This window comes from Pantoea sp. X-Soil-ISGK-355 (assembly GCF_059730805.1).
Window position 1 is genome coordinate 3,288,264 of record NZ_AP035971.1, and the last position, 22,101, is coordinate 3,310,364.

Sequence of the window (22,101 nt, forward strand, 5' to 3'; positions counted from 1 at the left end):
GTTGCCAGCTGCCGCTGTGGCGGCTGGCCTTTCTTACAGGTCGCGATAATAGAGTTTTACCGGCTTATCGGGATACTCAAGCGCTTCGCCCTGTGGCAGCCAGCCAGACCGTTCGTAATACCCCCCAAACGTTGACCACAACCACAACCGTGGATAGCCCTGCGCCTGTGCATAGGCGATGACATGCTGCTGCAGCGCCTCACTGACACCTTTGCCGCGCACCGACTCATCAACATAGAGCGCCGCCAGCCAGGGGAAAAGATCCTGACGGCTGATCAGGTCGCAACGCCAGAATCCCACCGTGCCGATTGCCCTGCCCGCCTCCACGGCGACAAACGTTACCGGAAAATCAGCACCGGTCAGGCTGCTGTTCACCACACTGGCAAAGAACGCCCGGCTTGTGGTTTCACCAAATGCGCGCCACTGCCAGTCGATGATCTGATCGGCAAATTGGGGGGCATCGCTGAGCGAGACGATTTCAATCACATCAGTTTCCCCTGAAAGATCGGGACTGAATCAAACAGGTAGCCATCAAAGTCAGGCGCATCGGCGTCGGAAAGCTCCAGCAGCGTATTCTTGACGTTCTCGAGGTGCTGCCAGGTAGATTGCCAGGCCCCCATCACATCACGCCGACGCAGAGCGGCCAGGATGGTCTGGTGATCGCCGAGCCATTTCAGGCGATAGGCGCGGGTTTCAAACTGCGGGCGCAGCTGCTGCCAGAGCGGGCTACTGTCATGATGTCGCCAGATACTGGTGACGGTATCGAGCAGCATCTGGTTCTGACTGGCACCCGCCAGCAGCAGATGAAACAACTTATCGTTGTCCTGACTGCTATCGTTGGCGGCGATAGCACGCTGCTCCTGTTCCAGCGTTCGGCGCAGATTTTCGATGTCCGCTTTGGTCGCCATTTTTGCGGCAAAGGCTGCAATATTGCTCTCCAGCAACTGACGTGCCTGTAGCATTTCAAACGGGCCAACGTCGCTGCGGAAGAAGGCCTCTTCTTCATCATCACTGGCGGAAGGAATACGCATCACATAGACGCCGGAGCTCTGGCGGATATCCACCGTACCTTCCAGCTCCAGCATCAATAATGCCTCGCGCACGATGGTCCGGCTGACGCCCCAGGTTTCAGCCAGCTGACGTTCAGGCGGCAGGCGCGATCCCACCGGATAGTGTCCGTCACAAATCTGCTGACGCAGGTGCTGACCAATTTCCTGATACTGCTTTTTTTCTTGCGGCGCTTCGGCTTTGTCCACACTGTCACCCTTTGCAATCAATGCGCTAACGGCATTGCCGCGGTTCCCTGCGCGACAATGCCCGCGAACCGGAGAGGCTGGCTCGCAAACTGGGGCTCAGTGTATCAAAGCCAGCGCCTGATCGAGTACCTTTGCACCATTCAGCGTGCCGTAAGCAACCGTATCAATTACCGCGATGGGCAACTGATAGCTGTCGGTGAGTTTTCTGTTCTCTTCCAGTTTGAAGCGCACCTGTGGCCCGAGCAGCACGACCACCACCTCGTTGCCGTAGTTTTGCAGCTCTTCACGCAGGTTTTGCTCCGGAATAGCGTAGATCTGAAATGCCAGTCCGCGAGCGGCAGCCTCCTTTTCCATCCGCGTCACCACCATTGAGGTCGACATGCCTGCAGCACAGGCCAGAACAATTCGTTTCATGCGCGTTTCCTCGCGTTATTTCGGCTCATCATCAAGCCATAGGGTGAATTGCTGCGTGTCGCACAGCGTACGGAACCAGTGGGCAGATTTCTTCATACGGCGCTGACGCTGCTTATCTAAGTCGATTTCGATAAGACCATAGCGATTTTTAAAGGCATTCATTGGCGAGACATTGTCGGTAAACGCCCACAGCATATAGCCCTGACAGTTAATCCCCGCCTGGCTGGCGCGTATCGCCTGATGCAGGTGCTCGCTGATAAACGCGATGCGGTAATCGTCCTGAATCTCCCCTTCGGCATTTTTGAACTGCGTTTCGTCCTCAATTCCCATACCACTTTCAGCCACAAACCACGGGATATTGCCGTACTCATCGCGCATCCGCTGCGCCATATCCCAGATAATTTCAGGCTGAATTTCCCAGCCGCGTGAACGGTTCATCCGCCGCCCCGGCAGTTCAAAATGTTCGTAATACCAGGCGGGATGAAAGGGTGTCTCGGGATGCCAGGCGCGGGACGGTGCCTTCACGCGATGCGGATAGTAGAGATTAAGCCCGACCTCATCGACGGTATTGGCGGCAATAATCGCCAGCTCTTCCGGGGTGGTTTCCCACTCAATCTGATGCTTATCAAGCAGCGCCAGCAGCTCCGCCGGATACTCGCCTTTAATGGCGGGATCGAGAAACACCCGATTGTAGAACAGGTCATAAATATGCGCCGCCTTCTGGTCGTGCGGGGCTGATGATCGCGGATAGGTGACTTCCGGATTGAGTATGGTACCAATGCGACCGGCATAGCCTGCCGCGCGGAACAGCTGCACTACCCGGGCGGTAGCAAGATTCTTGTGGTGGTTCCACTGCATCCATTTATGGGTGTTCTGCTCATAAGGCCAGCGCAGCGCGTCGAGATAGACGCGGGTCTGCACCACAATCGGCTCGTTAAACACAAACCAGCGCATGACCCGACCGGCATAGCGTTTAAACACCTGTTCGACATAGCGGATAAACAGTTCAACGACATGCTTTGACTGCCAGCCGCCATACTGCTCCAGCAGCGTGGCGGGCAGCTCGTAATGCTCCAGACAGAGCATCAGTTCAATGCCCTGGCACTGCATTTCATCAATAAGCCGGTCATAGTAAGCCGCGTATTCCTCATCGACCGTAGCGGTTTCGTAATCGATCAGGAAACGCGACCAGTTGATCGAAGTGCGGTAGTGGGTCAGCCCGCTGGCCTTCATTAACGCAACATCCTCACTAAAGCGGTTAATAAAGTCGGTGGCAACCGCCGGACCGTAGCCGTTGTGCCAGACGTGGCGATCCTGCTGATACCAGGCGTCAGGCCAGGAGTCCTGCCCCGCTTTTTTTCCGCTCCAGCCTTCCGTCTGCCAGGCGGAGGCAGCAGCCCCCAGAATGAAATTCTCAGGTATGTGGACAGTCTGACGACTCATAACACCTCCGTTCGGTTGGGATTCAGCTCCGGTTGCAGGTTCTTTGCTTCCGCTGCATCCGCGCGGCGGGCTGCGACTTTCACAAATGGCAGATAGATGAGTACTGATACCAGAATGCAGACGATCTGCGTCACCACCGCACCCATCGATCCGGCCGTTGACAGCCAGGCATTGATAATCGGAGGCGTGGTCCAGGGCACCATCACCACGGCTTTCCCGGCAAATCCCATCACCGTAGCGAAGTAACCGATAGAACCTGTCACTAGCGGTGTGATGATGAAAGGGATAGCCAGGATTGGATTAAGCATAATCGGCATACCAAATATAACCGGCTCGTTGATATTGAAAAGGCCTGGCCCAAACGACAGTTTGGCGATTTCACGCATCTCTTTGCGTCGCGTCGCCAGCATCACGGCGGTGAGCAGCCCGATGGTCAGGCCGGAACCGCCGATGCTCATATAAACATCCCAGAACGGCATGGTGATGATGTTTGGTACCTCTTTCCCCTGCTCAAAAGCGGTCATGTTGACCATAATCGCGCCCAGCAACAGCGGCTCACGGATCGGTTTCACCATCTGGTTGCCGTGAATACCAATCACCCAGAACAACTGGGCGACGAACATCAGAATCAGAATGCCCCACAGGCTCTGCACCACCGACTCCAGCGGCTGCTGCACCACCTGGTATACCGCGTCGTAAAGGTACATGCCGGTGACGCGATGGAAGATAAAGCCGAAGGTCGCTATCAGCGTTACGGTGATGATTGAGGGGATTAGCGCGGAGAAAGAGGCGGCCACGTTGGGCGGCACCGTGTCGGGCATTTTGATTTTCAGCCGTTCAACCTGTTCGAGGCGGCAGTAAATCTCTACGGACAGAATGGCGATAAACATGCCGAGAAACAGGCTCTTGGTATCGGAGAATTGTTTGGCCAGTACGTCGGTAACCAGGTGCATCTGCCCATCGACCATCATCTGTAAGGTGGTCGGCGTCACGGATACAAAGCAGATGATTGCCAGCAGGCCGGGAAACAGCGTTTTTATACCGTTGATGCGCCCAAGCTCAATACCAATCAGGAACACCGCACCAATGTTAAGAAAGCTAAGCGTGGCGTAATTGATACTGCTGGTGATGGGCTTAAGATCAGCTAAAAAAGCCAGGGCGGCAAAGCTGGCAAGGCCATTTTTGCTGTCCAGCACCATGTTAGAGATCAATACCGAGAAGGCGCCAACAATGATCACCGGCATCAGGGTAATGAACGAGGCTTTAATCGCCATGATGTAGCGATAACTGTTAAAGCGGGTGGCAAAGCTGCCCAGGGAATCGATAAGGCGGTCCTGTAGAGACATGATCAACCCTCAGAGATGTAAGATCGGTATTCCTGTAATCGTCGTGGTCTTCCCTGTTAGTGGCATACCAAAATGACGAATCTCCTCGGTTTTTTCTGTGACGGATCTCCCGGAAACGCTTATTGGCATTCCATTATGATAAAAACGGCCAATTTGGCATACCAATAGCGGAGGCGTTATGGATTACGAACAGACCATGATGGAATTGCTGATCAATGCAGGGGAAGCCCGTTCGTCGGCGATGATGGCGATTCAGTGTGCGCGCAAACGCGACTGGACCGGGGCTGACGCAGCGCTGGCAGCTTCAGATACCGCGGCAAAAGCGGCACATAAAATTCAGACCGCGTTGATTAGTGCAGATGAGGGAAGCGGAAAATTGCCGGTCACGCTGATTCTGGTGCATGCGCAGGATCATCTGATGAATGCAATGCTGTGCCGCGAGCTGGCAGAGGAGCTGGTCATGCTGCGCAAAGAGATCTATAGCTGACAGGCGGCGCGCCGGCCGCCTGAGCGAGGTGATTAGCTGATTTCCAGTGCCAGTAGCGACTCAATAGTCTGCGCGCGGCGGATTTCCCGCGGCTGGCCCTGCTCAAACAGCACTTCCGGGATCAGCGGACGGCTGTTGTAGTTAGAGGACATGGATGCACCGTAAGCTCCGGTGTCGTGGAACACCAGGTAATCGCCAACCTTTGCCGCCGGAATCGCGCGTGGTTCGACCATGCCGCCCTCCAGCTGGGTAAAGACATCACCCGATTCGCACAGCGGACCCGCGACCACCGTGTCGATGGTCTGCTGCTCCTCAATCGCCCGCTCATCGCCCCCCATCAGCGAGATATGGTGATAGCTGCCATACATTGAGGGGCGCATCAGGTCACTGAAACCGGCATCGACCAGCACGAAGTGACGGCTGCCCATCGACTTCACTGCACGAACCTGAGAGACCAGCACACCCGCCTCGGCCACCAGGAAACGGCCTGGTTCGATCTCCAGCTTTATCGCGTGACCCAGATGCTGAGCGATACGCTGCCGTGCTGCATCCCACAGGCCAAAATAGTGATCGGTATCGATCGCCTCTTCGCCATAGCGATAAGGCACAGAGAGGCCGCCGCCCGCAGAGATCGCCGTCAGATCCTGACCTGACGCCATCACCAGTTCGACCATCGCATCACAGACCTGCTGCAGATGCGCATAATCGACGCCTGAGCCGATATGCATATGAATGCCCACCAGCTTCAGGCCGTGCTGCTGAATCGCTGCCAGCGCCTCGGCTAAATCGCCGTGCCAGATACCGTGCTTGCTGTTTTCGCCGCCGGTATTGGTTTTCTGACTGTGACCGTGACCAAAACCAGGATTAACCCGCAGCCACACCGCATGTCCCGGTGAGACCGCGCCGAGCTGATGCAGCATATCGATCGATCCAGCATTGACCGGAACCTTTAACGCGGTCACCCGCGCCAGCGTTGGCTGATCGAACAGATCCGCGGTAAAGACGATCTCATCACCACCAGGCTCGTAGCCCGCAGCCAGCGCACGTTCGATCTCACCCAGCGATACCGAGTCCACTTTCACACCCGCTGCGCGCATCAGGCGCAGGATATGAATATTTGAACAGGCTTTCTGCGCAAAACGCACCACATCAAACGCCTGCAGCTGGGCAATACGCGCCTGAATAATCTGCGCATCATAAGCCCAGAATGGCCCGGCATAACGGCGTGCCAGCGGCAGCAGGTTAGCGGCGTTGAGGGCGGTGTCGGTACTCTGTAAGGAACGTGGCATAGCAATTCTCCTGTGGCAATAACCGCATTAAGCCAGAATCATGCCATAGCGAAAAATATCTGTTTTAATAGCATCTATTCACAATGGATATAGGAAGGCGGCGTGGCAAACATTAACTGGCGGCATATTGAGATCTTTCATGCGGTGATGACCAGCGGCAACCTGACCCAGGCTGCAACGCTACTGCATACCTCACAGCCGACGGTGAGCCGGGAGCTGGCACGCCTGGAGCAGCAGTTGGGATTAGAGTTGTTCGGACGGGTTCGTGGTCGCCTGCAACCGACGGTGCAGGGATTACGTCTGTTTGAAGAGGTGCAGCGATCCTGGTACGGCCTGGATCGCATTATGGAAGCGGCTGAAGGGCTGCGCCAGTTCCGTCAGGGTGAGCTGTCGATCGCCTGCCTGCCCGTTTTTTCGCAGTCGCTGCTGCCACCACTGTGTCAGCCCTTTTTACAGCGCTACCCGGATGTGAGCCTGAATGTGATTCCTCAGGAGTCGCCGCTGCTGGAGGAGTGGCTGTCAGCCCAGCGCTATGATATCGGCTTAACCGAAACCCAGCACGCGCCGGCCGGGACTGATCGTCTCGCCCTGCTGACCTGTGATGAAGTGTGCGTGTTGCCACAGCATCATCCTCTGAGTCAGCGTGCAGAACTGACACCGCACGATTTTGCGGGCGAACAGTATGTCAGCCTGTCGCGCAGTGACAGTTATCGTCAGTTGCTGGATGCGCTGTTTCATGAGCAGGGCGTCGAACGGCGGCTGGTGATGGAGACGCACAGCGCCGCTTCGGTGTGCGCCATGGTCAGAGCGGGCGTGGGCATTTCGATTGTGAATCCGCTGACGGCGCTGGATTACGCCGACAGCGGTGTGGTGATGCGTAAGTTCAGCGTGGCGGTACCCTTTACCGTCAGCCTGGTGAGGCCGCAGCACCGCCCTGCGTCGGCGCTGGTCGATGCTTTTGTCAGTCATCTGCAACGGCAGGTGGCTGACTTTCCGGCACGCATCGACGCCCGCCTGGCTTAAGCGCGAACCCTGGCGGCTGCGCGGCCCGATTTGCGGAAGGTGATCAGACAGATCAGCAGGCCAATTGCCGCCAGCGCAGCGGCAGCAACCGGCACCGCCGTCAGGCCATATCCACGGCCAATCACCGCACCGCCGACCCAGGCACCCAGCGCATTACCGACGTTAAATGCCGAAATGTTCAGGGTTGAGACCAGGTTCGGCGCCTCTTTACCGTGACGGACCACGTTGATCTGCAGACCCGGTACCGTCGCAAAGGTCGCCATCGCCCACAGGAACAGGGTGATCTCCGCCAGCCACAGCGCATGGCTGGTCCAGCTGAACAGCAACGAGAAGATGGCGATCAGGGAGAAGCTGAGGATCAGACTAAAAGAGACTTTCCAGTCGGCCAGTTTGCCGCCAAGAATGTTACCGACCGTCAGGCCTGCGCCAATCAGGAACAGCGTCCAGCTGACACCCCGATCGCTGATGCCCGTTATCTCTAACAGCAGCGGCGCAATGTAGCTGAACAGTGCAAACATCGCCGCGGCAAAGAACACCGTCATCAGCAGCGAGAGCCAGAGTTTCCCGTTGGCCAGCGCACCAATTTCACTCGCCAGGTGAACCGGCTTCTCCTCTTTATTGTTCGGCAGACTCACGATCAGGGCGATAAACGCCAGTACGCCAATCACAGCCACGCCCCAGAAGGTGGCTCGCCAGCCAAACATCTGTCCGAAACTGGTTCCCAGCGGAACGCCCAGCACGTTGGCTAAGGTCAGTCCGGTGAACATCAGTGCGACAGCGGAAGCCTGACGACCGGCTGGTACCAGACTGGCGGCGACCACCGCGCCAATACCGAAGAAGGCACCGTGACAAAGCGCGGTGACGATGCGTGCCAGCATCAGCAGGTTATAGTTGTAAGCCAGCGCACACAGCAGGTTGCCGACAATAAAGATCACCATCAGCAGAATCAGTGTTTTCTTGCGCGGCAGCCTGGCGGTGAGCAGCGCCATAATCGGTGCACCAATCGCCACGCCCAGCGCGTAGCCGCTGATCAGCCAGCCCGCCGACGGAATCGACACCTGAAGGTCACGCGCCACCTCCGGCAGCAATCCCATAATGACAAATTCGGTGGTTCCGATGGCGAACGCACTCAACGCCAGCGCCATTAATGCTACAGGCATAACACTCTCCCAATATCATTTGCAGGTGAACTGCACAGACGCGCAGCCCCACGACGCTTATTAAAATTTGATCTGCGTCACGGTGAGCATTACAGCACAGTGCTGATGCGCGACATAGCCTGCGCGCAGCAAAGGATTATTGCCGGGGCCGCAATAATCCTGCTGCTTTTTCGGAACAAATGGCTTTGTCAGCCTTCTGGCTAAGCCCGTTAAAGCGCGCATGACCCAGGGTCAGGTTGTCATTTCCCGCGAAACCGTTACGCTTTTTAGTGCGTATTTAATTAATAAATCCTTAACGTTGCCGATATATCCCTAATCAATTGCCAGGTGATGTGATCAACTTCTGACGCAGGGAGAGAGAATGCAACGACTCATAGCCTTAATGGTTTTTGGCTTAACCGGCTGTTCGGTAGGTCATTATGAGTACAGTAAAGAAGCTGAAAAACGGGTTGATATGACCGTGACCGGCATTCCCACCGTGCTGGGTTTTGGCACGCTTGGAACCACTATCCCGCTGACGCCGGAGTACAGCCTGACCGCCGCGCACGTGGCGAAGTTTTCGCTTTATCGCGTCAAAGCCTGGCATCCGCAATGCGATCTGGCGGTGGTCTACCACAAAAACAGTGAAATAAACCTTCCACCCAGCTTCCGCAACAGCCATATCGGCGACCAGGTGAATCTCTACGGCTACAGTTTCATTTCGGCCATGCCGGTCAGCTCCAGCGGACAAAACCTGATTAATACCACGCTGGCAAACCGCTGGAACAAGCCGGACTGCGTCGTCGTGGCGGCGAATGCAGGTGTGGTGAAAGGGATGTCGGGCGGCGCAGTCTATAACGCCTCTGATGATACGCTGGCGGGCGTGATTATCGGCTACAGCAATGACATCAACGACAATGCCAGCGGTAAAACACTTTATAAGAACGTTGCGCTCTATGTGCCTTACTCGCGATTTCAGACATGGTTGGATCAGGCGATTAAATCCTGAGATGCGAGTGGCAGAATGATTTGAGAAAACAGGACGTAATACGCCCTGTTTTAAGCACTAAAGTATTCTGCTCACACAGTGTTATTCATAAGTTAACGAAAAAGTCGCGCTGCCATCTGCGGCTCCGGCCGTCACGTTTGGTGCAGTCGAGACGTAGGCAGCGCTAAAATTGAGCGTGTTGTCCGCGTTAGCATTCAGCGTCACAGCGTTACTCGCCTTATTTACTGCAATTTGTTTGCCCTGATAATCATAAAGTGCAATCCCCAGGCCGGTTGCACCACCACTTGCAACAGCCACCAAATCGCCGTTTGTCGAGTCGCCCGTTCCGGTAAATGTGACTGACACGCTGGAAGCGTCCGCGCCACAATCGACAAGTTTAATATCGAAAGGTACGGATGGACTGGCTGCGCCTGTCTGCGAAAAGGTATTGGTGGCGATCATTCCCATCTGAACAGTCAGTTTCGATGAAGCTGTATCGACTTCGCAAGTATTTGAGGAAATATTGCCATTAATATTGACCGTTACCTCACTAGCACTCAAGGCACTGCCTGAAAAAAGGATAGCTATTAACGCTAGTTTTCTGTTGAGCATCATTAACCGGCTCCTGACTACTCGTAACTAATATTGAGTGTGGCAATCGTATTTGCGGTTCCCGCCGTAATTTTCGAGAGCGTTTGAATATAACGAGCAGAAAAGGTATACGTACTCGCTCCACCTGCAACAGACGTTCCCAATACCACATCGCTGTTGAGTGCCAGCGGAGTCCCGTTGTAGAGAACCTGCACGCCGACACCACTCGAAACGCCCGTGCTGCCAGCACCGGTTAGCGCCAGCACGCCCACATCCGTCGAATCCGCACTCTGTTTACCAGTCATGTTGACATTAACGTTGGTGCCGGCATCACATTCGAGATTAACATTAAAATCTTTGGCTCCGGCTGTAGAGCCAACACCGCTGAAATTACGTGACGGCACATTGCCGAGGTCTACAGTCAGGCTATCGGATGAAGCCAGAGTACAGCCAAGTGCTGTAACCTGAACCGTACCGGTTAATTGAATATCAGCCAGCGAAACTTTACTGGTATCTTCAGCAGTCTGTACGTAATAAGAACCTATTTTCTGTGGCTGTATCGTTCCAGATGTTACTGTGGTAGCAGATTTATAAAGGACAACTGTTACCTCAAGGCCAGTGCTCCATCCCCATGTATTTGCGTTAGATGAGGTCGGCCACATTACCGTCTGGCTATTAGTACTGAGCTTATAACTGATACCTTCAACACCTGTCGGGCAGCTCTCAAGCTCACACGCAAACTGAAATCCCAGGGTTCCTGCAGATGTCATGGTGAAACTTTTCAGCCCGGTTTGCACTGTTTGTGTCGACAGCACGGTCCCAATGGCCGCATCTTTCATAACAGTAACGGAGGGAAATGCGATAGTTACCGTTCCGACACCCCCGTCAGGGACAACATTAGTTATCGAAGCGTATGTTAAAGGAGAAAAAGTAAACAGTTGACAAAGCAATACCAAAACAAGCCTAAGCTTTAATCTTTTCATTTCGAATCCTTTTAGTGCCCATTCCTGAAGTGCAGACTCACTCACAACGGGCTTTCAGGTAGACTATTTCTTGTTGCGTCTTTGTCTCCGGCAGTCGATATGGAATTCTGCAGTGACTGTTTTCAGACGCCCCCCACACCGCTTCCAGCATTCCTGAGGGTTGCAGCCCGGAGAGATAAACCTGTCCGTTATCCCCCACTATTCCAGTACTTTCTTCGTTACCTTCCTGCACGACCACAACAGTAGTGCCGAACGGCAACGGCTTGCCTTTATGTGTCAGGGTAATTAATGCGCGCTGACCGATATGGGTTTTAAACTCCGCCCTCACTAATGCACCCGCGGTCGGCACCACTGAGACCACGGAGTTATCAATCTCGCTATCCGCAGCAAGGGAATTCACGTCCAGGCCGATACGGTTAAGGCGATAATTAGTGGCGTAAGGCACAACGGTGTAGCCTCGCCAGTCAGTACGTACACCGGTTTTATTCTGGATGGCCGCATCTTTAACGCCTGGCGCTTTAATCAGAACGTTGGTTTTACCTAAAGGTTGAGAAAGCGTCAGACCATCCTGATGGAAGACCATGCCACCCTGCACACCGTAGTTGACACGGTGAGCATCCTGGCTGGAACTATACCCGGCATTGACCTGTCCATAGCGACCGTAGTAATCAAGATTGAGACTACCGGTACTGCCATTACCACGGTTAACGGTGCCCATCTGCATGTTATAAGACAGGTTTTTATCAGCCAGCATGGTGCCGTATAACCCAGCCGTGTTCGTCATATTCCCTTCGCCATCATTGTAAAGACCGTACGTAGCCTTCATTGAGTCGAGGTTACTGTTGCTGGCTCGGTTTCCTGACAGCCATTTGCCTATTGGCAGTGACAGAGTGAAGTTAAAGACGCGATCGGCTTCGCTGCTCCAGGTATTCTTGTTGTAGCTGTAATTCAGGTTGTAGCTGACATCCTTTACCATGCCGGTAAAACCAAGCTGAAGCAGACGTGTCTTGCCATCCGTATTCCAGTAGCTTTGATCGCTACCGCTGGCATAGACGGAATAGTCACGACCCAGCTGCTGAGTCAGCGAAATCTGAACCCGGCTGCGTTTGTTATTGTAAAGGTTGTAATAGCCGGAATAGTCGAGCTCGCCATCGCTGTTATGCGTCACGCCGCCAGACATATTTTCGCGCGTAGTTTCCGCCAGCGTATAAAAACCGCGGGTTGAATAACGATATCCTAATAGCTCGAAGCGAGTGCCCAGTTCATTAAGCGATTTAGCATAGAGAAAACGGAAAGACTGGCCGCTGTGACGTGTGCCATCGGCAATCTTACTATTAGCCTGCGTCGCATCTATCGAAATTGCGCCAAGAAAGCCAAGGTTTTTACCTGCACCGGCTGTGAAAGCAAGATAACGCTCTGCAACCTGACTGCCACCATACAGCGTGATCCCATTTCGCCATCCCCAGAGTAGTGACGCCTGAGTCATATACGGCTCTGACTGATTTCCATCCGTGCTGCGGAAGCGTCCGGCCATAATGGAATAATTCAGATGCCCTTCACGCTGAAGTTTTGGCACTGAAGCAAAAGGCACAGTATAAGTGCGAACGTTGCCATTCTTCTCTTTTACAATAACCTCAATATCGCCGCTGGAGCCGGTAGGATAGAGATCGTTAATCTCAAACGGACCGGAAGGCATATAAGCCTGATAAATAACGTTGCCGTTCTGCCTGAGCGTAACCTGTGAATCGCCATTGGCAATGCCGCGAATAACTGGCGCAAAGCCGCGCAAGCTGTCGGGCTGCATTGATTCATCAGTGGCAAGTGTGACCCCACGAACGCTGACGGAGTCAAAAATTTCGGATGAGGTAAAGGTATCACCGACTGTCAGTTGAGAATCCCATGGAATGATGGCGCGCTGCAGATAAGTCTGCATATGGTTCCAGTCTCGCGTCGCATCTCCATAACGGGATTTTGAGTAGGTAAAACTGGACTGATCGTACAGACGCCACGGTCCGACGTTAAGGCCACTATTCAGGCGTAAAAAATAACTGTCATTTTTTGACGCATCGCCCCGGGAGTTGGAGCCTGTAAATGCATAGCTTAACAGCGCGGCGGGAATGCCTTCATCCCACTGAGAGGGGGGAATATAACCACGTGCATTACGGCTCATCATTGCCTGGGGTATTTTCAGATCGAGTCGTAAATGCTCAACATCAAAATCGGCACTGGCTTCAGGAATATAGCGTGCAATATCGACGCATTTTGCATGACGTTCGACTTCATTTTTGATTAAGCTTTCGAGCATTTCGATATTTATATTGAAGTCGCGCAGTTTTTCCATATTCAAACAAGGACTGAGCTCGGACGGCGCATTCGTCCTTTCTTTCTCAAAAAAAGTAATATTTCGTGCACCAACGGCCGTTCCATTGACATAAACGTCAACGTGGTAACTGCCTGGCGCGGCGCTAAGGCCTTTATTGAAACGCGCTAAATCGGCAACATCTTCTGGGTTATCTGATAAAAAAGAGGGATCAAAGTTATATTCCCCCGCATAGCCTACCCCTGAGTAACAGGATAAAAAAACCAGAATAGCGATTCTTTTTATTTTTGATTTTGTTAACTTTCGAAAATCGTAAAAGTGCACAATTGCCCCCTGGCCATTCCATGCCAAACAAAAATTAATTTATATTCGCAGAGCGTACTGGCATGGTAGCGCCGTAATCATTAATCGCCTGAAAGCTGATTGTATTACTACCATGTAAATCAACATTAAGTGGCACCGAAGATTTAGGGGCTATCATCTGCGCAAACTTTTTTTCACCCGATTTAATATTGACAAGGTTAACATAGTAAGGCGTAGGGTTTTTTACTGTCACCGTGTTATCGACACGAGAAAATGCCAGCTCTTTATAAGCTGTCATAGGATCACCCTGAAGATTACCTGGGCGATAAAAAAGCTTAATCCTCGACTGTATTGCCAACTGCAATGCGTTTTTCTGCTGGCTGTCAGAATCCTTTTGACGTGATGGAATGGCCTTAACATTCAGCCAATAAACGGTTTCACGGTCAGTAGCAAGATTTTTGTTCACTGACATAATACGCAATATGTTTTCTCTTTTCTGCTTAATCAGGAAAAGAGGGGGAGTTACTAAAAAGTCACTGGTGACTTTGCCCTCCTGGTCCTCTACCCAGGATTTGATCAAAAATACATTCTCATCATCTGTATTATTGATGGAAAGTGACGCCTGTTTATTCTGAGAAGAAAAAATCAGGCGTGTTGCTCCCAGCCCTACTCCACCAGCCTGAGCGGCAGAAAAGAAAACAGACAGCACCAGACTCAGCAAGGTTATAAATATTTTATAATTTTTGGATAAACTAAGCATGTTAGCTCCCTGACATAATTAGTGCAAAGCGACCGTTTAGTTCTGATCGTATTTTTATTTTTTGCAAGTATGAAAATGCCTGAAGATAAAATTTTTCCTCAGGAAAAAGCCCGGAGTGTTCCCCGGACTTTAAATTAAAAAATTAGTTGTAAACCATATTGAAGGTAGCAGTCGCGTCACCATTACCTGCCGTAATGGTATCAGCCACACCCACATATACCGCGTTGAAACTCAGGGTGTTCGAACCATCAACCAAAGTCTGCGCGGTAGTGGTAGTAGCAGGCGTGTTCAGCGTCACAACCTTGCTAGCCTGATCATACATGCGGATACCCACACCTGAAGCAGCATCAGTACCTTCACCCGCCTGCAGAGCATTGGTATAACCACTTGCTGCTGTACCGGTGAAATAGGTCGCTGCAGTGGTGCTTACCGTGGTATCACAGTTTTCCAGCTGGATAGTGAACGGAATGCGGGTAGATGCTTCAGTGTCTTTCTTCAGATCGGCGACACGCACCTGCCCCATCTGTACAGTTTGTTTAGTGGAGCTAGAATCGACTGCACAGGCAGCGTTGACAACATCACCTTCAAACTTGATTGTACCGCCATTAACTGTAGTCGTCGCAGCCTGTGCCATAGAAGCAGACAGAGCCAGACCGAGACCCATAGCAGTTACAACAGCTTTTAAATTGAAGTTCATTTACATCATCCTTAAATTAAATTGACCGCACATGTTATATAAATGTTTACTCAATCCATCCTGTTAACGGTTCAAGGAAAACATTTATCTTTAATTAAAACACCCCAGAAACGTTACCAGCACGTTCTGACGGCGCTATTTATACAACCAAATAAAAAAAAGAAAAGCAGAGGACATATAAGAAAAATCCAAATCGGGATAAGCAGGCATGCCTGCCATCAGTATCAAATGACAGCAAAACAAAAAAAGAATTGGTAATTCATTTGGGTAATGAGAAAAGACGCGCCTTCTCACTCCTGAAATTTTTAAGAATTTTCGCTCAGAAGAAAGTGATTGTTACTTTACTGCATGAAAAAAAAGAACATTTAATGAGCTATTAAAAAGCCGATCAATACTCCTTAATCTACTTTCACCCTTTCTGGCATTCAGTATTTATTTGGAACATTAACCTGAAGATTTAAATAAAAAATGACGAACGCAGTCAAACCGCAATGAAAGTGAAAAATTCAGTCAATCAGATGTTAAAGATTATCGTAAATGAATGATCCCACACTTCGGGAGCTTTGATAAAAGCATCACCAGACGAGAATTAAGGAATAGAGGAGAAAGCAGGAGTATGATGCGCTATGGGGATAATAGCTCAGCCTTTGGGTATAACCAGTCATTAGCTGGTCTTGTTATTACCCTGGCTGAGCAAAAATCTGATTGAAAAAATTAAATAGTTAATGATAAAAATAGTTTATTATTTTATAAAAATCTATTTTATTTTTGCAGTTCCACTTTGACATTATCTTTCGCTTAAGATAGCTGATATTTTTGTTATTGCACTGAAAATAAAGGGCGATTTTTTTACTGGGTACGCCGTTGTAAAGCATATAGCAGTAACGTCTCTCTTTAGCGGTAAGAAAGAAGGTGCGCATTTTATCGCCTTCTTTAGCCGAATCCTTTAGCAAAATGGCGTCATTAATTAATGCATAATAGGAAAGTAAGCTCATTTTGCTGGAAACAAGCTTTATCGTTTCCATGCCAGAAAAAATATTTAATGCCTCATACATGTCATCGGGAACTATGGCGACGCTCTTTTTTCTACTGCGCTTATAATTTGCATCGATCCTCATCAATTCAATCAGCGTCACACGTTTTATCGTAATAGTAATGGTTCTGCCAATCAGCATACTATCCGCCAGCGCCTGCGCCCCGAACAAAAGCATCTCGTCGTCAGTAAGAATGAACCAGTCGTAATTCATTATGATTATTCCTGTTAAATAAATATTGCCATAAATAGCGGGTGGGGTGAATCTTTATCTGGCAAATGATAAGGAGGTAAACAGACAGGATTTAATCTTAACGTGCTTTAACATTTAAAACATGACACCCAAAATGAAAGTTCTTATTATTTTAACTATATAAAAAAACGCATCACTCGCATGCCTTTATCTTTAATGAACAATAACAATAGGTTACTGAGATAACTTGATGCGATTTTTTATATTCCGCTGATTCGAGAAACAATTTTTTAAAATCAGTTATTAAATTACCATTTAAACGATTCTATTAACCGGGCCAGTTTTCCCTTTAAAATGCCTGAAACGCTGTTAATAAGTTCTTTTTTTAGGCTTAACTGTTTGTTATTAACTCCTTTTAGTTACGATGCCACGCGATATCGTATGGTCGTTACAGACATAAAAAAGCTGCACCCTAATCAGCCTGAAACAGACCTTTGAGGTGCAGCTTTATTCTGTGCTAAGGGCAGAATATTACTTACTTGCTGCCTGGACGCAGTGCCGGGAACAGAATCACATCGCGGATAGTGTGGCTGTTGGTAAACAGCATCACCATGCGGTCAATACCGATGCCCAGACCGGCAGTTGGCGGCAGACCATGTTCCAGCGCGGTGACATAGTCTTCGTCATAGAACATCGCTTCGTCATCACCCGCATCTTTGGCATTTACCTGCTGCAGGAAACGCTCAGCCTGATCTTCCGCATCGTTCAGCTCGGAGAAACCGTTACCGATTTCACGACCGCCAATGAAGAACTCAAAGCGATCGGTGATTTCCGGGTTCTCGTCATTGCGACGGGCCAGCGGCGAGACTTCAGCCGGATATTCGGTAATAAAGGTCGGCTGAATCAGATGCGCTTCTGCCGTCTCTTCAAAGATCTCGGTTACGACACGGCCCAGACCCCAGCTCTTCTCCACTTTAATATGCAGGGATTGTGCAATCGCCACGGCTTTATCGAAGTCTTCCAGATCGGCCAGATCCGTTTCCGGACGGTATTTCTTGATCGCTTCACGCATGGTCAGTTTTTCAAACGGCTTGCCGAAATCAAACGCCTGCTCGCCGTAAGGCACTACGGTGCTGCCCAGCACGTCCTGCGCCAGCGTACGGAACAGGCTTTCGGTCAGCTCGATCAGATCTTTGTAATCCGCATAGGCCATATAGAGTTCCATCATGGTGAACTCAGGGTTATGACGTGGCGAAATACCTTCGTTACGGAAGTTACGGTTGATCTCGAACACGCGATCGAAGCCACCCACCACCAGACGCTTCAGATAAAGCTCTGGCGCAATACGCAGATACATGTCGATATCCAGCGCATTGTGGTGGGTGATGAACGGACGCGCAGACGCGCCGCCGGGGATCACCTGCATCATCGGGGTTTCCACTTCCATAAAGTCGCGGCCCACCATGAACTGGCGAATACCAGCCATGATCTGCGAACGAATTCTGAAGGTGTTACGCGACTCCTCGTTGGCGATGAGATCAAGGTAACGCTGACGGTAGCGCGTTTCCTGATCGGCCAGGCCGTGGAACTTGTCCGGCAGCGGACGCAGTGCTTTGGTCAGCAGGCGCAGTTCAGAACAGTGAATCGACAGTTCGCCGGTTTTGGTTTTGAACAGTTTGCCGCGCGCGCCCAGGATATCGCCGAGATCCCACTTTTTGAACTGCTCGTTGTAGATGCCTTCAGCCAGATCGTCACGCGAGACGTAAAGCTGAATCCGGCCACCCACATCCTGCAGGGTCACGAAAGAGGCTTTACCCATGATACGACGGGTCATCATGCGTCCGGCAACGCTGACTTCGATACCCAGCTCTTCAAGCTCGTCGTTGCTCTTCTCGCCATAGCTCTCATGCAGCTGGTTTGAGAGACTGTCACGACGAAAATCGTTAGGAAACGCCACGCCATTTGCACGCAGCACGCTCAGCTTTTCGCGACGCGCTTTCAGTTCGTTATTTAACTCAACGGCGGCATCAGCGCTCTGCGGTTGTTGTTCAGACATGTCGGTTCCTTATAACCCTGCTTTTAAACTAGCTTCAATGAATCGATCCAGGTCGCCGTCCAGCACCGCCTGGGTGTTACGCGTCTCTACGCCGGTGCGCAGATCTTTGATGCGTGCATCATCGAGAACGTAAGAACGGATCTGACTTCCCCAGCCGATGTCGGACTTGTTGTCCTCCAGCGCCTGTTTCTCAGCATTTTTCTTCTGCATCTCAAGCTCGTACAGCTTCGCTTTCATCTGCTTCATCGCCTGATCTTTGTTCTTGTGCTGAGAACGGTCATTCTGACACTGGGTGACGGTACCGGTTGGAATATGGGTAATACGTACCGCAGATTCCGTCCGGTTAACGTGCTGGCCGCCCGCCCCTGACGCACGATAGACGTCAATGCGCAGATCGGCTGGGTTGATGTCGATATCAATATCGTCATCGACTTCCGGGTAGATAAAGGCGGAGCTGAATGAGGTGTGACGACGACCGCCGGAGTCAAACGGGCTCTTACGCACCAGGCGATGCACGCCCGTTTCGGTACGTAACCAGCCAAAGGCGTAGTCGCCTGACACGCGAATAGTCACAGATTTAATGCCTGCAACTTCACCTTCAGACTCTTCGATAATTTCGGTTTTGAAGCCTTTGGCTTCGGCCCAACGCAGATACATACGCATCAGCATGCTGGCCCAGTCCTGCGCTTCGGTGCCGCCGGAACCCGCCTGCAGATCGATGTAGCAGTCGGCGCTGTCATACTCGCCAGAGAACATGCGGCGGAATTCCAGCTCGCCCAGCTTGCCCTCAAGGACATCCAGCTCGGCAACCGCTTCGTCGAAAGTCTCTTCGTCTTCCGCTTCTACCGCCAGTTCAAGCAGACCCTGCACATCTTCCAGGCCCTGCGACATCTGATCCAGCGTCTGCACGATCGCTTCCAGCGAGGCGCGCTCTTTGCCCAGCGCCTGAGCACGCTCAGGTTCGTTCCAGACATCGGGCTGTTCCAGCTCGGCGTTTACTTCTTCGAGGCGTTCTTTCTTGGCATCGTAGTCAAAGATACCCCCGAAGAACGTCGCTGCGCTCACTGAGGTCCTGAATACGGTTTTTGACCGGGTTGATTTCAAACATGGCTTTAGCGTCTTTCTTATGTTCGATGGGACAGGAAAATTAACGCACAAGTTTACCCGAAACTGGCGGCAGATTGTAGCGCTGAGACAGCGGGCGGATGCCGGGGTTGCGTGATGTGTCGCATTTACGTGGCATCCCCGCGCGCGGCAGGTTAACGCCGGGGATAATCAGGCTGTCGCGCCTCTGCCGTGGCCGGAGACGCGCGTGACCTGTTTAACTCAGTTCAGCGGCCAGATATGGTCAATGATCAGCTGCACTGAGCGGTTACCGCGATACTCATTAATATCCAGCTTATACGCCAGTTCGACCTGACGAATACTGCTGTCGGGCCACAGCGTAGTATCGACATTAAAGGCGATACCATCGATCAGCGGCCCACCATCCAGCGGCTCAACCATCACTTTCAGATGTCGCTCGCCCACCAGACGCTGTTGCAGCAGCTTAAATTTGCCGTCAAACGCGGGTTCCGGGAACGCCTGGCCCCAGGGACCGGCTTCGCGCAGCATCTCTGCGGTCTGCAGCGAAAACTCCTGCGGCTGTAACGCGCCATCAGACCAGATGATGCCCTGCAGGGCTTCGCCATCCAGCCACTCTCCGACCAGGTCGGCAAAGCGCTGACGAAACTCCTCGTAGCGTGCGGTTTCCAGTGATAAACCGGCCGCCATGGCGTGACCACCGAACTTCAGCATCAGGCCGGGATTCAGCGTGTCCAGGCGCTCCAGCGCATCGCGCAGATGCAGACCGGCAATCGAGCGGCCCGAGCCTTTCAACGTGCCGTCGCCCGCGGGCGCAAAGGCAATGACCGGACGATGGAAACGCTCTTTCAGACGAGAGGCGAGAATGCCCACCACGCCCTGATGCCATTCGGGATGATAGAAGGCCAGTCCCAGCGGCAGATCGCTCTGTTCACGCTCCAGCGCCTGACACAGCGCCAGCGCTTCACTCTGCATGCCCTGCTCTATCTCTTTGCGCGTCTGGTTCAGCGCATCCAGCTCACTGGCCAGCATGCGCGCCTGGCTAAGATCGTCGGTCATTAACAGCGCCACGCCCACCGACATATCGTCGAGGCGGCCTGCGGCGTTGAGCCGTGGCCCCAGCGCAAAGCCGAGATCGCTGGCCGCCAGCTGACGGGCATCGCGATTCGCAATTTCCAGCAGCGCCCGGATGCCTGGCCGACATTTTCCGGCCCGGATGCGGCTGAGCCCCTGCCACACCAGAATGCGGTTATTAACGTCGAGCGGCACCACATCAGCAACCGTGCCGAGCGCGACCAGATCCAGCATTTCTGCCAGATTCGGTTCAGTGCGGGTAGCGCCGAACCAGCCCTGGGTACGCAGATGGGCGCGCAACGCCAGCATCAGATAAAACGCAACGCCCACGCCCGCCAGCGCGCGTGAAGGAAAGTTGCAGTCCGGCAGATTGGGATTCACGATCGCCTCAGCGGCCGGCAGGGTTTCGCCCGGCAGGTGGTGGTCGGTAATCAGCACCGGAATACCGTGCTGATGTGCGCACTCCACACCGGCATGAGAGGAGATGCCGTTATCGACCGTCAGAATCATTGCGGCACCACGCGCGCGCGCCTGCTCAACCACTTCCGGACTGAGGCCATAACCATCTTCAAAGCGGTTAGGCACCAGATACTGCACGTTGCCGCCACCCATGCTGCGCAGCGCCATCACCGTCAGCGCGGTACTGGTTGCGCCATCGGCATCAAAGTCGCCTACCACCATAATGCGACGCCCATCCAGCAGCGCCTGGTGCAGCAGCTCTACGGCGCTCTCAATCCCGCTTAAGGACTGATAGGGCAGCAGGTTTTTTGCACCGCGCTCCAGCTCCGCAGCGTCACACACGCCGCGTTGCAGATAAAGTCGTTTCAGCAGCGGCGGCAGCGTGGCCGGTAGCGCATCGTCAACCGTCACCTCACGGCGACGGAGTTCTACATCCTGTTTTACCACCGATTAACCACCACGCTTCTGATTGTCCAGCACCTGCTTCAGCTCCTGCGGCGACTGATAACCCGGTATCATCATGCCGGTGTCGGTCAGCATTGCGGGCGTGCCCTGAATGCCGAAAAGCACACCCAGTTTGTAATGCTGAGCAATATCAATTTTGCAGCTGTCCGGCGCGGCCATCTTCGGCGCATTACCTTTCATCGCCTCGTCGAACACTTTATTACGGTCAGCGCTGCACCAGATCGCTTTCATCGCCGGTGCGATCTGACCATTAAGCCCTTCACGCGGAAACGCCAGGTAGCGCACGGTAATGCCCAGCGCATTGTAGTCCGCCATCTGCTCGTGCAGCTTGTGACAGTAGCCACAGGTGATATCGGTGAAGACCGTGATCACGTGCTGCTCTTTTGGCGCTTTGTAGACGATCATCTCCGGCACCAGCGCCTCGACTTTTTTGTCCAGCAACTGATTGGTGACGTTAACTGGTTGTTTGCCGCTGACATCATAGAGCGGGCCCTGGATCATATGTTTGCCGTCGTCTGTAACATAGAGCACACCGCTTTCAGACAGCACGGTTTTAAAACCCGGCAGCGGTGACGGGCTGATCTCCGTCTGGTTCAGACCGAGCTTTTTAAGGGATTGCTGAATGGCGCTGTCATCGGCCTGGGCCAGACCGGAAAAGGCGCTGGCTAACAGGGCCAGCATGGCAAAATGCTTGTTCAT

Annotated in this window: 20 protein-coding genes; 3 read left to right on the forward strand and 17 right to left on the reverse strand. The window is 52.5% G+C overall.

The window, feature by feature from the left end; genetic code table 11:
• Positions 1-33: 33 nt before the first annotated feature.
• From AC6I8J_RS15050 to AC6I8J_RS15070, 5 genes are all read right to left on the reverse strand, one after another.
• Complete coding sequence (locus AC6I8J_RS15050; RefSeq protein WP_222925031.1) at positions 34-486, reverse strand: GNAT family N-acetyltransferase; 453 nt, start codon at positions 484-486, stop codon at positions 34-36.
• Positions 483-1,256: an FCD domain-containing protein gene (locus tag AC6I8J_RS15055; RefSeq protein WP_010248663.1), complete on the reverse strand. Its 774-nt coding sequence runs from the start codon at positions 1,254-1,256 to the stop codon at positions 483-485. The genes AC6I8J_RS15050 and AC6I8J_RS15055 overlap by 4 nt, the downstream gene beginning before the upstream one ends.
• Positions 1,257-1,352: 96 nt before the next feature.
• The gene (locus tag AC6I8J_RS15060) at positions 1,353-1,670 is read right to left on the reverse strand and encodes a PTS sugar transporter subunit IIB (RefSeq protein ID WP_010248665.1); all 318 of its coding nucleotides are present in this window, start codon (positions 1,668-1,670) and stop codon (positions 1,353-1,355) included.
• Between the two features lie 15 nt (positions 1,671-1,685).
• Positions 1,686-3,113, reverse strand: a complete 1,428-nt coding sequence (locus AC6I8J_RS15065) for a glycoside hydrolase family 1 protein (RefSeq protein ID WP_497825525.1) — start codon at positions 3,111-3,113, stop codon at positions 1,686-1,688.
• On the reverse strand, positions 3,110-4,459 hold the full coding sequence (locus tag AC6I8J_RS15070) for a PTS sugar transporter subunit IIC (protein ID WP_497825526.1): 1,350 nt from the start codon (positions 4,457-4,459) through the stop codon (positions 3,110-3,112). Before AC6I8J_RS15070 ends, AC6I8J_RS15065 begins: the two co-directional genes overlap by 4 nt.
• A 178-nt stretch (positions 4,460-4,637) precedes the next feature.
• Between AC6I8J_RS15070 and AC6I8J_RS15075 the strand changes: the two genes are divergently transcribed.
• Positions 4,638-4,946: a PTS lactose/cellobiose transporter subunit IIA gene (locus AC6I8J_RS15075; protein WP_222925029.1), complete on the forward strand. Its 309-nt coding sequence runs from the start codon at positions 4,638-4,640 to the stop codon at positions 4,944-4,946.
• Positions 4,947-4,978: 32 nt separating this feature from the next.
• On the opposite strand, the gene lysA is transcribed toward AC6I8J_RS15075, so the two are convergent.
• Positions 4,979-6,235 (reverse strand): diaminopimelate decarboxylase, encoded by a 1,257-nt coding sequence (gene lysA, locus AC6I8J_RS15080; RefSeq protein ID WP_161732878.1) that lies wholly within the window; start codon positions 6,233-6,235, stop codon positions 4,979-4,981.
• A 102-nt stretch (positions 6,236-6,337) separates the two neighbouring features.
• On the opposite strand from lysA, the gene AC6I8J_RS15085 reads away from it, so the two are divergent.
• Positions 6,338-7,258: a LysR family transcriptional regulator gene (locus AC6I8J_RS15085; protein WP_161732880.1), complete on the forward strand. Its 921-nt coding sequence runs from the start codon at positions 6,338-6,340 to the stop codon at positions 7,256-7,258.
• On the opposite strand, the gene AC6I8J_RS15090 is transcribed toward AC6I8J_RS15085, so the two are convergent.
• Positions 7,255-8,418 carry an MFS transporter gene (locus AC6I8J_RS15090; protein WP_260060044.1) on the reverse strand — a complete coding sequence of 388 codons (1,164 nt, stop codon included), beginning with the start codon at positions 8,416-8,418 and terminating at the stop codon, positions 7,255-7,257. The two genes, AC6I8J_RS15085 and AC6I8J_RS15090, sit on opposite strands and share 4 nt — an antisense overlap.
• 361 nt (positions 8,419-8,779) lie before the next feature.
• Between AC6I8J_RS15090 and AC6I8J_RS15095 the strand changes: the two genes are divergently transcribed.
• Positions 8,780-9,406, forward strand: coding sequence for a serine protease (locus AC6I8J_RS15095; protein WP_222925027.1), 627 nt, complete (start codon positions 8,780-8,782; stop codon positions 9,404-9,406).
• A gap of 81 nt (positions 9,407-9,487) precedes the next feature.
• On the opposite strand, the gene AC6I8J_RS15100 is transcribed toward AC6I8J_RS15095, so the two are convergent.
• From AC6I8J_RS15100 to dsbC, 10 genes are all read right to left on the reverse strand, one after another.
• Complete coding sequence (locus AC6I8J_RS15100; protein WP_253419948.1) at positions 9,488-10,000, reverse strand: fimbrial protein; 513 nt, start codon at positions 9,998-10,000, stop codon at positions 9,488-9,490.
• A 14-nt stretch (positions 10,001-10,014) separates the two neighbouring features.
• The gene (locus AC6I8J_RS15105) at positions 10,015-10,959 is read right to left on the reverse strand and encodes a fimbrial protein (protein WP_497825527.1); all 945 of its coding nucleotides are present in this window, start codon (positions 10,957-10,959) and stop codon (positions 10,015-10,017) included.
• A 37-nt stretch (positions 10,960-10,996) separates the two neighbouring features.
• Positions 10,997-13,603 (reverse strand): fimbrial biogenesis usher protein, encoded by a 2,607-nt coding sequence (locus AC6I8J_RS15110; protein WP_497825528.1) that lies wholly within the window; start codon positions 13,601-13,603, stop codon positions 10,997-10,999.
• 34 nt (positions 13,604-13,637) lie between these two features.
• Positions 13,638-14,342 carry a fimbrial biogenesis chaperone gene (locus AC6I8J_RS15115; protein WP_161732572.1) on the reverse strand — a complete coding sequence of 235 codons (705 nt, stop codon included), beginning with the start codon at positions 14,340-14,342 and terminating at the stop codon, positions 13,638-13,640.
• Between the two features lie 142 nt (positions 14,343-14,484).
• Positions 14,485-15,039 carry a fimbrial protein gene (locus AC6I8J_RS15120; RefSeq protein WP_161732574.1) on the reverse strand — a complete coding sequence of 185 codons (555 nt, stop codon included), beginning with the start codon at positions 15,037-15,039 and terminating at the stop codon, positions 14,485-14,487.
• Between the two features lie 722 nt (positions 15,040-15,761).
• Complete coding sequence (locus AC6I8J_RS15125; protein ID WP_161732576.1) at positions 15,762-16,286, reverse strand: LuxR C-terminal-related transcriptional regulator; 525 nt, start codon at positions 16,284-16,286, stop codon at positions 15,762-15,764.
• Between the two features lie 514 nt (positions 16,287-16,800).
• A complete protein-coding gene (gene lysS / locus AC6I8J_RS15130; RefSeq protein ID WP_497825529.1) occupies positions 16,801-18,321 on the reverse strand; it encodes a lysine--tRNA ligase in 1,521 nt (506 codons plus the stop codon).
• Positions 18,322-18,330: 9 nt separating this feature from the next.
• Positions 18,331-19,429, reverse strand: a protein-coding gene (gene prfB / locus AC6I8J_RS15135) for a peptide chain release factor 2 (RefSeq protein ID WP_161732580.1) whose coding sequence is annotated in 2 segments (ribosomal slippage) — positions 18,331-19,353 and positions 19,355-19,429 — 1,098 coding nt in all. Because the reading frame shifts where the segments join, the coding sequence is not laid out codon by codon here.
• A 218-nt stretch (positions 19,430-19,647) separates the two neighbouring features.
• Entirely contained in the window at positions 19,648-21,384 is a 1,737-nt protein-coding gene (gene recJ, locus AC6I8J_RS15140) for a single-stranded-DNA-specific exonuclease RecJ (RefSeq protein WP_161732582.1), read from the reverse strand.
• 3 nt (positions 21,385-21,387) lie between these two features.
• Complete coding sequence (dsbC, locus tag AC6I8J_RS15145; RefSeq protein WP_161732584.1) at positions 21,388-22,101, reverse strand: bifunctional protein-disulfide isomerase/oxidoreductase DsbC; 714 nt, start codon at positions 22,099-22,101, stop codon at positions 21,388-21,390.